We start from the raw sequence: 13,148 nt of genomic DNA, 5'->3' as shown, positions 1-13,148 counted from the left end.
CCATGAAGGACCCGATCCGGACGCTTTTCTGGAAAGATAACGCCGTGGTCATGCTCGATCAACGGGCCTTGCCGATCGAGGAAAACTACCTTGTCTGCTCCGATTACCGGCAGGTGGTCGCTGCGATCAAAAACCTGACGGTCCGCGGCGCTCCGGCCATCGGCGTCGCGGCGGCAATGGGAATTGCCCTCGGCGCCCTTACCCTCTTTGGCGAGTCACCCCTCCAGATAGAGCATGATTTTGACGAAATATGCAGTCAATTCTCGGTCTCCCGCCCGACCGCCCGGAACCTGTTCTGGGGGATAGAGCGAATGCGCGGCCGTTTTAACGAAGCCCTGAAGCAGTTGTCAAAAAACGGTCAAAGTTTTGAAAATCACAATTATTTATCCCCGGCCAGTCCTCCCCGGTCAATCAGTGCAGCGGAGCTCGCGGTTATTCAGAAGATCCTGATCGCCGAGGCCATTCAGATATGCGAGGAGGATATCGCGATCAACATCCGCCTCGGTCAAAACGGCAGTGATTTCATACCCGACGGCGCCCGGATACTTACCCACTGCAACGCCGGGGCGCTCGCCACCGCCGGCTACGGAACGGCCCTCGGCGTCGTTCGGGCGGCCTGGGAAAAAGGCAAAAAACTCCACGTTTACGCCGACGAAACGCGCCCCGTTCTCCAGGGGGCAAGGCTTACCGCCTGGGAACTGACCCGCGAAGGCATCCCCTGCACCCTGATTACCGACAATATGGCGGCTTTTCTGATGAAACAAAGGCAGGTCGATCTGGTGCTCGTTGGGGCCGACCGCATCGCCGCGAATGGCGATACTGCAAACAAGATTGGTACTTACGGCCTTGCAGTCCTTGCTTTCGCCCACGGACTCCCCCTCTATGTCGCTGCCCCCCTCTCGACAATCGATACCTCCCTCGCCGCTGGCAGCCAGATTCCTATCGAGGAGCGGGAGCACGCCGAGGTAACTCACTGCGGCGGCGTCCAGACCGCCCCGGCAGGAGTCTGCGTCTGGAATCCCGCCTTCGACGTTACCCCGGCAGACCTCATAACCGCGATCATCACCGAAAAAGGCGTAATCCGTCCGCCCTTTGACGCCGGCATAAAATCACTCCATCAGCCGTCCGCAGAATAATTCGACTTTCGCTTGACACATCCCGGTCGTCTTTCTATAACTGCCCGGCCTGAAAAAGATCAGGCATGAAGAAAGGTTATTGATTTGAGTTCTTCTCCCACAGCAAAAAATGTTGAGTGCGGCGTTTCCAAAAAGACGAGCTTGCTGGCGCTGGGCATTGCCGCGCTGGGGGTGGTGTACGGCGATATCGGTACGAGCCCCCTCTACGCAATGAAACAAACCTTCTTCGGGGCGCACCCGCTGGCGCGCAACCTGGAAAATGTCCTGGGCGTTCTGTCGCTGGTTTTCTGGACGTTGCTGCTTATTGTGGGTATCAAGTACGTCCTTTTGGTGCTGCGCGCCGATTTTCACGGCGAAGGGGGCATTTTTGCCTTGCTGGGGATCATCAGAGAGCAAAATACCAGAAAAGTAAGATCCAAAGGGTTTATGTGGGCAGTTACCACTGCCGTTATGATCGGCGCAGCCTCTCTTTATGGCGAGGGCATCATTACCCCGGCGATCTCGGTGCTTTCGGCTTATGAGGGGCTGGAGGTGATAACGTCCGCCTTCCAGCCCGCCGTCATCTGGCTGACGGTGATCACCCTCCTGCTGCTTTTTCTGTTCCAGAGCCGCGGCACGGCGCGCGTTGGCGGGATTTTCGGCCCGATCATGATCGTCTGGTTCATCACCCTCGGCGTCGCCGGTCTGGTCTGGATTATTGCTCATCCCGTCGTGCTTAAGGCGGTCAATCCGCTGTATGCAGTCCAATTTCTCCACACCCACGGCCTCCGGGTAGTCTTCGTTCTCGGGGCGGTAGTGCTTGCCATCACCGGGGTCGAGGCCCTCTTTGCCGATTTGGGGCATTTCGGGCGTAGGGCGATCCAGTTTTCCTGGTACTCGTTCGTTTTTCCCTGCCTGCTTTTAAACTATTTCGGTCAGGGTGCGCGGCTGCTCGACAGTGCTCCTGTTCTCAACAACAATCTCTTCTATGCCCTCTTTCCGCAGTACGACCCGGTCATCTATCTGGTCGTTGCGTTGGCGACAATGGCCACGGTGATCGCCTCGCAGGCGCTGATTTCGGGCGCCTTCAGCATGACGAGGCAGGGAATTGCCCTGGGGTTTTTCCCCCGCATCAAAATTGTCTTCACGTCGGCAGAAATCGAAGGGCAGATTTATATCCCCGCGGTGAACTGGATTCTTTTGGCCGGCTGCCTGCTTCTGGTGATAGGTTTCAAGACCTCGAGTTCGCTTGCGGCAGCTTACGGTATCGCGGTTACTGGGACGATGGCCATCACATCGTTTATCTTTTATTTCGTGGCGCGGGGCTGGGGATGGAAGTGGTACCTGATCGGCCCGGCATGCCTCTTTTTTCTGCTGCTGGATATTTCCTTCTTTTCCGCAAATACGCTGAAGTTTTTTGCTGGCGGTTTCGTTCCGATCGTGATCGCCCTGTTCCTCTTTTACCTGATGAAGACCTGGCAGTGGGGGAGGGCGCAATTGGCCTTCGCCTTTTCCGAGTTTCTGAATGTTCCCCTCCAGCGCTACCTGGAGTTGAAGCAGCAGATGACCGAAAGCCCGCACCTGCGCACCCAGTTTGGCATGCGCAGCATAGCCCAGGTCGAGCGGGCCATCGTTTTTATGACCTCAAGGCCCGTCCTGTCGCCCGACGACCCCTGCCCAATTGGCCTGCGCATCTATATCCGGCGTAACGGCGCAATACCCAAACACATCATCCTGCTGAACGTTGCCCAGTTGAGCAGGCCGGTCGTTCCCGACACGGAGCGCTTTGACGTGATTTCGCTCGGCGTGAATACCGTAGCTGTCAACGCGCGCTATGGCTACACGCAGAAACCGGATGTTCCTGTTCTGCTGCGGACGCTCAAGAGGAAAGGGCTCTTACGGATCAATGAGAGGCGCTGGACCATTCAGGTTGGCGAGGAGGAGATATTGCTCGACTCCTCTTTACGGCTTTTCCGGCGGCTGATGTTGAGATTTTTCCTGACGATCATGCGCTTTACCAATTCCGCCGACCGCTATTTTGGCCTGCGCGAGTTTGCCGGGCGCAACAAAACGATCATCCCGGTTGTCATCGGGCGCAAATCCGCCCACGTAATCGTCCTCGACGACGATCCCGTCGATCTGAAATCAACTGGCGCGGATTAGAGAAGCGGGGCTGCTTTCAGCGCACTTTTTCCCCGTCCAGGCCAATTATTTTGCAAACTCTTCAATACTTAGCGTTGCGCCTTAACCTCAATCCCGAAGATATCCGCTTCCTATTCGCCCGGGAAAACGCGATACGGTCATCCGCAAACAAAACAACGGCATGTTCCCCTGTCAAGTTTGTTTTTCTTGAGGACGTCTTGAGGACGTCAGGCGGTATATTGCCGTTCGGCTCGTACACGACATCGCGGAACCAGCGATGCGACAAGCATTCAAATACAACCTGTTCTGAACGATCCATCCTTCTACCCTATGCTGCCCAACCAATATTTATGAGGACGAGCCAATTGCAAAACTCTCACATTCTGTCATTCCCGCAATGATTTTAAGCGGGAATCTGGTTCTAACTGCTTGAAAAACCGTATTCCCGATAGAAGCATTCGGGAATGACAAATAGTTTTGCAATTATCTCGGACCTGTAAATTTACAAGAATCGGCTCTTCACTCCACAACTGGTCATCAGCACCTTTTTTTTTGCCCGTGTCGCGGAAACGTAAAGCAGGGCGCGTTCCAAACTTTCGTTTTCTTCTGCCTGGCTCGCAGATTGATCATTCATGGAAGGTAATTGCAGGGGCACGACACCCTCGTTGACGCTGGCAATGATCACCTCATCAAATTCCAAGCCTTTGACACGATGCATGGTCGCCAAGCGCAAACCCGGCGCTCCCCTGTCTTCCGCGACACTTCGTTTAATCAGATAGGTTTTCAAGCCCTTTTCCTGCAGTGCCGCTTCATATTGCTTCAACAGTCCATTGGTTCTTGCCACAAGGCAGACCGTATTCACATCAATCCCGGCCTTTGCCAGTTGCTTCAGATAACCGTCAATGAACTGCACTTCCTCGGCAAAGGAATGAAAGCATCGGGCCTCTGGAGAGTCTCCGTGGAGCAAGGATTTGTACCCTTTTTGCGAGTCCAGTTCTCCATCAAGATCGTCAACGGCTTTCCCCTCCAGCAACCGGACAGCCCACTTTCTCGTCTCCTCGGTTGTACGGTAATTGATTTTGAGTTTTTTGCTCCGCCCCTTGATATTTATGCCGCAGCGGCTCAAAACGACTCTGTTGCGATAGATTCTCTGATGGGCATCCCCCACGATGAAAAGATCATTTTTCAACTCTCCGCGGGATTCCGGAATCATCTGTCGGATGAACTTGAATGCTTCCGGACCGATGTCCTGGGCCTCATCCACAAGGATGGTCCTGTAAGGCAAAATGTCCCCCTTGTTTTGCAGGATGATGCGGGCGTCTCTGACGGCATCGGTTATTTCCTTCAAGCCCTTTGCATTCAACTGCGCGCGATATTCCTCAAAAACAGTCCAGATGGCCTGCTTCATTGGGCGGGTCAGTTTCTTTTGTCGCCCGACTCTCGAAGCCTTCAGGTATTCATCGACCGTCTTAATGCCCTGAGCCTGGATCACCTGCGTCCATTCCTGAAGATAAAATGATTCATCGATATTCAGACCCGCGGGTGCAAGATTGAGCGCATTTTGCCAATATGATCCCGTCTCGCCCTGGAAGATCAACCCATAATGATAGCCATGCTTTTTCAGGAACTGGATGACCCAGGCATCCAGATTGACGACGTCAATTCGTTTCATCACATCCGCCGGGCACAGCTTGCGAAGGTTCCCCTGGATATCCGCCGCCAGATTCTTGGTGAAGGTCGTAAACAAGATTCGCTCGCTTTCCCCCATAAAGACCTTCTCCGCAAGCCATTTCGCCCGATGCATCGCCACCACGGTCTTGCCGGTTCCTGCCCCGCCAAGAACGCGAACGGGTCCATTGAAATCCTTTTCCACAATGCTTCTCTGGGAAGGATGGAGGAATATTCGCCACAGCTCCAAAGGTGAATTCAGTATTTCCGCCAGTTCCAACGCCCCCTCCACCACATGGAAACGCCTTTTGCTGTCCGGCTTCTCAAGGGCGGTAACGAAATCTGCGGTATCCACCTTGGCCGGCGGCTGTTCCTTGAGCGTCTCCTTGAGGACCTCTTCCAGGGAAAACCCCTCGGCAAGGAAGAAAAGCGCCTCGAAGGCCTCTTGGGGAAGTTGACTCTCCAGCGCATCCAAGGCCGTCTGATTCCCAATCCGGCGAACCAGAGGCAGCAAGAGAACTGGTACGCCGAGTTGCAGGAGCTCGACATCTCCAAAGGCATCAAAGAGCATCTGTTCTGCATGCTCCGATTTCTGGGGGCCGTCAGCAGTTTGCAAAGCGGTTTGTTGTTCGACTTTCACAACCTGGAGACTGCCCGTATCTGCGTGAACCGAATAAACACGATTTGACGCCCATGCATAGGCATCGTCATGATGATCAACCCAGAGGAGCATATACACGTTGCCGGAAGCCGGTTTTAAAACAATTCCTCGATAATCCTGATCGATGCGAACAGACCGAAGGTTTTGATCCTTGGCCATCTGAATCTTCTCGTAATTAATGGCAGGCGATGCAGGATTCACGCGGAATTTCTCCACGAACTCCCGAACCTTGGATTGCTGTTTTTTGGGAATGGCGGAAAAGGACTTCAAGAAATCGTCTGATATCGCAACGGTGATCTTCTGTATCGGCTTGGACATTTTCATCTCCTTATTGGAGTAATTCAAGGCATTTGAACGGTTCCCTCACCAGATCGTCAAGGGGCGCTGTTCGCCAGCCCCGGGAGGTAAATACCCCTGCAAACCACATTTCATCACCCCTGAGCAGCGCGATTTTTTTCTCCGGCCAGCAAAGTTCTCCTGAAGCGACGACTTCATCCTTATCGTTACAAAGCTCAAACCCGGCCTCGGGAAGGGGGAGAGTATGCTTCGCCAAAAACAAGAGCAGTTCATGAAGCGTAAGATCCGTTACCTCCATCAATTTCGAAAGGGCTGTCGAGACCGATTCGGGTTTCTTTACAGCCCCATCATTTGCCGTCTCCAGCCACAGATATTGTCCCTCGGCGATCCCTTTCGAGGTGATGAAGATAGCATTCGGAATGAATTGATAGATGTTGTACATCCGGATGAAACCGTTCCACGCCGCCTTGAAATGGGGCGTTTCGGCAAGATCGTCATCATCGAAAAACCTGCAGATAATGGCGTTCTTGTGAAACCGGTTCTCCGCGTAATCTTCCTTCGCCAAACAGGCGATGAGCCTGATCAGGGGCAGCTCTCCAAGATCTTTCCGATAGAGGCCGGCCAGGGCATTGCCCGCCGTGTCTGTCTTGATTTCACAGCGTACTTCGGACCAAGGGGCGTCTTGCCACAAGCCATCGGCGATTGACCGGCCCTCCTCCGCGCGGCAACTGCAATCCAGATGAACCAGCCCATGGATGAGGGCATGCATCTCCCACATCCGCGGTTCCGGATCGGCAAGCCAGGCCATAAGCATATCAAAACCTGATTGATCACGGAGCCCCGCCAATCGCTGGACGCGGAAGAGATCGTCATATTGGGCGTGCAGTGCATTGACCCTCTCTTTCCGATCGCTCAGGAAATTGTCATAATGGCCGCCTTTTTTTTGGAGACTGTTTTCCACATCGTCCCAAGACAGTGACCAAACTCGGTATCGTTTGCTCCGGACGATGGCCATTCTTTGCGACATGTCCTTGCCGATGCGATTCTGATCGCCCTTCCCGGCGTGATACATGAAGCCGTCCGTGAAGACGGCGATGGGCTTGCCTTCGTTATGCCGCACCGGGTAAAAGACAAAATCCGCCCGGGATGGAACGGCAACGCCGTCCGCAGCCCCCAGTTCGACCTGCGGAACAATGTAATAGGCCCTGTCATTCACTTTAAGGTACCAGCCGGGTTTTTGGTTGACGATCTCCTGGCGAAGGGTCACTTTGATATCCTTCGCCGCATAGGATCGCAAAGCCTCGATGAAGCGCTCCTCCAATTCGCTGTCCAGAAGGGGATTGCCCGACATGTTTTTCAGGGAGTCGGTTTTGACCAGGTGTTCCCGGCGCTTGAGGATTTCAGACAAGAGCTCGATGGCCGTATCACGGGAAGTATTGTTCCGCTCAAAGTTATTCCTGTAAGCATAGAGACAGCGATAGCAGCCATCCTTTTCAGAATCCTGATGACAAACGCAGGCCTTTAAGGTGTCCAGAGCCATCTGAAAAACATCCATGAGCGGCTGTTCGTTTTGCATGAGCTCCTTCAGATACCCCGTTCCGCCGGGGACCATGTCATACAGGACCAGGTATCGTTTCCGGTAGTGATGATCAGGTGAGGGTTCTTCATGGATGGTTGTTCTCAGGTGATCGATATTCCCTTCGAATTTCTTTTTCAACCCCAGATAGAGGGCCGCGGTGAATGAAGAAAGGGTTCTGTCCTGCGAGGAAAGGGGTTTTGCCGGCAGAAGAATCCGTAATGCCTGGGATGAAAATTCACGGTAAAAATAGAGGAAATCGAGAATGTTCTTTTTCGGGTCGGCATCCTTCTGGGGACAGGCCAGGGTATGCCTTGGTTCCTTGTTTCCCTGAACCTTCCCGCACACGCGGCAGATGGCGAAGCCGTCTTTCGGGTATTCTTTGCCGGCAATCAGGATGGTCTCACTCCCATTGTCCCGCTTGCCGAAATTCATCTCCCGGAATGTGACCTTGCGGACGAATTCCATCCCGAAGGGGAAATCCTCATCGCTGATTTTGAATGCCGATTCTACGGAAGATTCATCCATGTCCAGAAGGAGCTGTTTGTGAAAGAATTCAGGCTCACGCTCATCATGATCATCCTGAATGCGACTGTCTCGATCGGATGTGGTCGCCATCACCTGTCGCATGCGGATCATCCGCCGTTTCTGGCCGTCATCGCTCCACATGACACTGCCGCAGGAAGGGCATGTGGCTGTAGTATCGCCCGTCGCTGCCAGCTCCATATGGGAACAACTGTCGCAAAAGCGCCATTCCTCGCTTTCGGAAAGGGTCAAATTGACCTGATCCACCTTGACCTTTCGCCCTTCCGCATAGAAATGGTTGTCCGGCGCCAGTTCATGGATTGCAGAAGCGGCAGGGCGTTCGTATTCATAGGTCGTCGTCTTGTATGATCCCTCTTTGTCGGGTTTGGCCTTCTTTTTATAGATGATCGACTGCAACATGATGCCGGCTTCCGGAAAGGCATAGTTGGGCAAGAGCCCCTCATCGGTAAAGAAATTGTAGATTTCCTTTTCATTCATCCGGCGAATGATGCTGTTGAGGGCCGCCTTTTCCCGGAGGAGATCATCCATGTGGTCCGCATAGTTTTGATCACGAATCGGATTGGCTTCTTTTTCCTTGATGAATTGATTCAGCTTCTGAACCCTTTTGCGGAGACTGGCGCGTTCCTTGTCAAGGCCGGTGAGCCGTTCGATGATCCGATAGGTCAGGCTCTTTATTCCCTCGGCGTTGCCATAAATGAACCCGCGGATATGCTCCTTTGAGGATGCTGTCAAGGCGTCTTCGAACAGCGATATAAAGTCGGCCAGCAGTTGACTGCGATGGTGTTCCACATACTGGATCAGGTTGAACGGAAATTTCTTGTTATTCCCATGGCCCCCCAATTGCCCCAGAACCTGGCCCAGTTTTTCGGGAATGGCCGTCACGGGAATGCCAGACTCGATCCAGCGGTCAAAGCAAAAGGCCGTCATCTGTCGCTCCAGAACAGCCGGCGCGTCGATAAAACAGCCCGGAGGCTCCATCCCGCCGGCAAGCATTGCCTTGGGTTCGGCATAAAAATACAGATCGTGGGGTCGGCCGTTGGCGACGGTCAAATTGAAGGAGTTTCCGTTCTTCCGTCCGGAACGACCGATACGCTGCATGTAATTGGCCTGAGCGGGTGGTACGGAGCAGAGAATGACGGAGGAAAGATCGCCGATGTCGATCCCCAGTTCCAGGGTTGGCGTACAGGACAGGAGGTTAGGAGAACCGGAAGGGGAATCATCGGCCATGAACCGCTTCTCTATGGTTTCCCTTTTCTCTCTCTTGAGAAGCCCGGTGTGTTCGGCGGCAAAAAGTCGCTGCACATCGCCGGTTGCATAAAGGTGCCCATAATAGTCCTCTGCCGGCGCCTCCCTGTCGTACCGCCCCTGGCAGGTGTAGCGCAGGCAGGCATTATCCTGCCACAGGGCTTCTTCGCCGGCAGCAACGGAAACATTATGGCTGCACGTCTGACACCGGAACTGAACCACCCTGCGGGTGACGCTTAAATGATCCGCGTCTATTCCCCAGACGGGGCTTCCCTGGACTTGCCTTTCCCGGCATATCCCTTTCTTCACGAGTGCCTGGACCACAAGCGGGAAGATGGCTTCTCCGTATTCGCCGATCTGGGGATGGATGGAACCAAAGCATTTTCGAAGCCAGTCTTCGTACCAGGTGGGTCGGGATTTCCCTCCGCTCATGAGGGTGTCGAAGCGGACACCGCGTTTGGTGGTCAGGAAAGCCGGCGTCCGGGAAAAACGGCCGAAGCTTGGCATCCATCTTATTTTATTGGTTAAAAAGCAACTTCCCCAATTATCGACGTACGTTTGAAGGGCCGGATGGCACAGGGCGCCCTTTGTCCGCAACTGGGTCAAAAATCCGACCAGGAACCGTGCGACCGTCTCTCCGTCGAGGTCCCGCAGCAGCCCTATTTCATTGCGCAGGGTTTCGCAAAGCGCATCTGCTGCATCCCGGAGTCGAGCGGGTTCCACGCAGGCCACGGAAGAACTTGTCTTTTCCAGGGTCCGGCCGATCCGGCTGTTGAAGCCGTACTCACTGATGATTTCCCAATCGATCCTTTTTGCCAATTCCTCCAGGAGAGTCGATTCCGGGGGCAACTTTCCCGACTCCACCAGCACTTCGTAATCGGTGAGCCAGGCCATGTCCGGCGGCAGGAACGTGGCAATGAAAGTTTCCTCTCCCAGCTTTTTTTGCCAGTACCGGACAAAACCAGCAGGGATTTTTGTCAGAAGCTGTTCGGTCGCCTGTTCGATTAAAAACTTCTGAATCGCTCCCCGGAGATTGAACCGGTACGTCCGGGCAGCGAAAAAACCGGCCCGGTGAGCAGCATCTTGCACGGAGTCGGAAAAGGTCAGGAGTTTCTTGTCATTGTTGAATTTTGAGGCATAAAGCTGACTGATGGCCACGCTTGTCAGGCTTGCCGCCCGCGAACCAAGGATGGTCAGGCTGTTGTAACCCTGGCAATAGGGACAGTCATGGCTGCCTTTCACGGCGTCCCTTTCTTTTCTCCTCTGGTTCGGCATGAAGACCGGAATCAGGCGATTCCTGGCGCCGCACGCCGGACAGGCGGCGTCTTTGACGTTTTCCCCCAGGGCCACGTGCAGACAGTCACCGCACACCACCCAGCCGAATTCTTGCTGCGCGCCCTCCGACGTTCCTTCGACGGGGAAAAGGGCCACCACCGTCGGACTATAATGGAAGAAGGAGGCGTAGAAATGTTGCAGGTCCGGATTGATATTTTGATCCTGCTCGCGTTTCGTTCCGCCCCATCCCATGGCGCCACACTCTCGACAGTGGAGGACGGGGAGATGCCGGCACTGGTCCTCGCCTCGAAGGTCATCGGAAAAGCGGAGTGCCGGCGGCTCTCCGACGTTGCCGACGATCCGGCGGAGTTCCCGGAGCCAGAGCTGCAAACGGACGTTAAGGAAGGGTGACAGTCCGTTTCCCATTACGACCCTGGCCGCCGAGATCAGGGCGATCATGCTGTCCATGACCAGACGCTTATACTCAGCGGGCGCAGCGGCAAATTCGGGCGTGAACCGCTCGAACAGCAGGGTCAGCTCATCGATGGGTACGATCCTGCCGTTAAGTGCCAGAACGAGTTTTCCGAAAAAACCGTGATTCCCCAGCTTCTCCGCCACCTGAACAGGCCAGGTCTCATTGTTAATCGGCTTTTCCCCAAACCAAAGCTCGTACTGGGCCTTGAGGTACGCCTGGTCATTCTCATAGCTGTCCGGGTTCAAAGCCGCCATCTGTTCCGGCGGAATCACCAGGCTGCGCTCCATTGGACTGTCTGCCAGAAACTCCTCCGCCGTGACGAGGGACTCCGTGATGATGGCTTCAGGGGGAAAGGTCTCGCCAAACACCTTTTCCGCATACAGGCCCACCCGCCTGTCATTCCCTTCGCCCAAAGTGGCGGAGGTCCCCACGCAGCAAAGGTGGCCCTTCTCCATCTTCAGCCTGCTTTTCAAGCGCCGGATCAGGCAGGCCAGATCCGTTCCCTGGGCGCCGTCAAAGGTATGAATCTCATCGACCACCAGATATTTCATGGTTTCCGGCCGGTTTTCCTTCCACAGGGGCAAGTCACGCGGCCGGATCAGCAGATAATCGAGCATCTTGTAGTTCGTAAGCAGGATGTCCGGGGGCTTAAGACGCAGGGTCTCACGATCGGTGATGAGCTGCTCATGCCCCATGACCTGTGATGCCTTTTCGCCCTGCTGACCACCAATATAGAGACCCGCTTTGAGCTGGTTCTTCAGATTCGGGTTGTCATCAATCAACCGGGCGATGCGTTTGGCCTGGTCCGTGGCCAAGGCATTCATGGGGTAGATGATGATCGCCTTAATGCCCGGTTCGCCCCGGTGTCGCCAGCAGTAATCCAGAATGGGATAGAGAAAAGACTCCGTCTTTCCCGAACCGGTTCCCGTGGCGATGATGGTGGATAAAGGCCGTTCCCCGGAAAGCCTGCGAAAGGCCTGTTCCTGATGGAGGTAGGGCGTAAAATGAAGGGGGATGCCGGGGAAGTAGTCCTGCCCGATGGCCGCTGTTCGGTAGGGAAGCCTGATCGAAAGATAAGGCCCCTTGAAAATGCCGCCATCCTCGTTCAGAAAGCGGTCCATCACGCCATGGAAAAAAGGCGTGGAAACCGGGAAGGTCGTCTTGAGAAAGTCCTCAATGCCTCTCTGAATCTGACTCGACAGGACGGATGGGATCATCTTCCCTCGTTTTTCAATTGCCTTTCAGCAAATGCTGAGAAGTTCCATTTCGTTCAAAGGTACTCAGGGATATAACTGCTTATCTAACCTCTTGTCTTCCCAAATTGGTTTCCGGCGTTGCCGGAACCGCAATAGGGAATTGGGGTTGTCTTGAATGCAGGAGAACATCCGCCGGGATGCCCAAATCCCTGTGCAAGGCCCGCATCATTCTGAGGGTTAGATGTTTCTTGCCGTTTAGGATCTCCGACGCCTTGCTCTTGCTGCCCAGGTAGCTTACCATATCCTTCTGTCGCAGCCCCATCTGCTCCATGCGAAACTTGATGGCCTCCAGCGGATCGGGCAAGGAAATCGGATATTGCTTTTCCTCGTATAATCCAACCAATGCGGAAAGCAGTTCCAACTCATCCCCTTCCGGCGTGCCGGCTTCGGCCTCCATAAGTTCTTCGATTCGGGCCAGCGCCTTTTGATAATCGTCTTCTGTCTTGATCACCCTGGAAATCATCAGACCACCTCCGCGTCAATCTTGTCATATTCCGCGTGGGCGCCCACAAAGCGTATGAACACTATTTTCAACGAATAATTCACTTTAACCACCAAACGATACTTATTGCCGCCGATATTGAACACGATGCGGTTGTCCTTCAAGAAACTGGCTGACCTGTATTTTACTTTGACGTCGGAAGGCGTCTTCCATTCTTCATTACAAACTTCGTGAAACCACGATTCCAGGGGACCTTTAGCATCGCAATAATCCGATCCTTCATAAAATGATTTCAACGTCTTCCGTGATACTATGTGCATTAGCTACCTCATTTTACGGCCACTGTCAAGGCAAAAGTTCCTTAAATGGGAACCAGCGTAAAGCCCCTGGAATGATCAATCAGTGACGATTCATTTTGACAAACTCGGTATTAATCTTTCCGGCATCGGC

At 54.1% G+C, this 13,148-nt stretch carries 6 protein-coding genes; 2 read left to right on the top strand and 4 right to left on the bottom strand.

Annotated elements, in window-relative coordinates; all coding sequences use genetic code 11:
• Positions 1 to 2: 2 nt before the first annotated feature.
• Positions 3 to 1,136, top strand: a complete 1,134-nt coding sequence (mtnA, locus tag K0B01_09545; protein MBW6486379.1) for an S-methyl-5-thioribose-1-phosphate isomerase — start codon at positions 3 to 5, stop codon at positions 1,134 to 1,136.
• 84 nt (positions 1,137 to 1,220) lie between these two features.
• Positions 1,221 to 3,278, top strand: a complete 2,058-nt coding sequence (locus K0B01_09540; protein ID MBW6486378.1) for a KUP/HAK/KT family potassium transporter — start codon at positions 1,221 to 1,223, stop codon at positions 3,276 to 3,278.
• Between the two features lie 481 nt (positions 3,279 to 3,759).
• On the opposite strand, the gene K0B01_09535 is transcribed toward K0B01_09540, so the two are convergent.
• The 4 genes from K0B01_09535 to K0B01_09520 form a co-directional block, all read right to left on the bottom strand.
• The gene (locus tag K0B01_09535) at positions 3,760 to 5,904 is read right to left on the bottom strand and encodes a UvrD-helicase domain-containing protein (GenBank protein MBW6486377.1); all 2,145 of its coding nucleotides are present in this window, start codon (positions 5,902 to 5,904) and stop codon (positions 3,760 to 3,762) included.
• Between the two features lie 10 nt (positions 5,905 to 5,914).
• Positions 5,915 to 12,217, bottom strand: a complete 6,303-nt coding sequence (locus K0B01_09530) for a DEAD/DEAH box helicase (GenBank protein MBW6486376.1) — start codon at positions 12,215 to 12,217, stop codon at positions 5,915 to 5,917.
• A 79-nt stretch (positions 12,218 to 12,296) separates the two neighbouring features.
• Positions 12,297 to 12,719: a hypothetical protein gene (locus K0B01_09525; GenBank protein MBW6486375.1), complete on the bottom strand. Its 423-nt coding sequence runs from the start codon at positions 12,717 to 12,719 to the stop codon at positions 12,297 to 12,299.
• Positions 12,719 to 13,018 carry a type II toxin-antitoxin system HigB family toxin gene (locus tag K0B01_09520; GenBank protein MBW6486374.1) on the bottom strand — a complete coding sequence of 100 codons (300 nt, stop codon included), beginning with the start codon at positions 13,016 to 13,018 and terminating at the stop codon, positions 12,719 to 12,721. Before K0B01_09520 ends, K0B01_09525 begins: the two co-directional genes overlap by 1 nt.
• Between the last annotated feature and the right edge of the window lie 130 nt (positions 13,019 to 13,148).

Source organism: Syntrophobacterales bacterium (assembly GCA_019429105.1).
Taxonomy (GTDB): Bacteria; Desulfobacterota; Syntrophia; order Syntrophales; family UBA5619; genus DYTH01.
The sequence above is the reverse complement of the archived record's forward strand: the minus strand, read 5'-3'. Positions and strand labels throughout refer to the sequence as shown.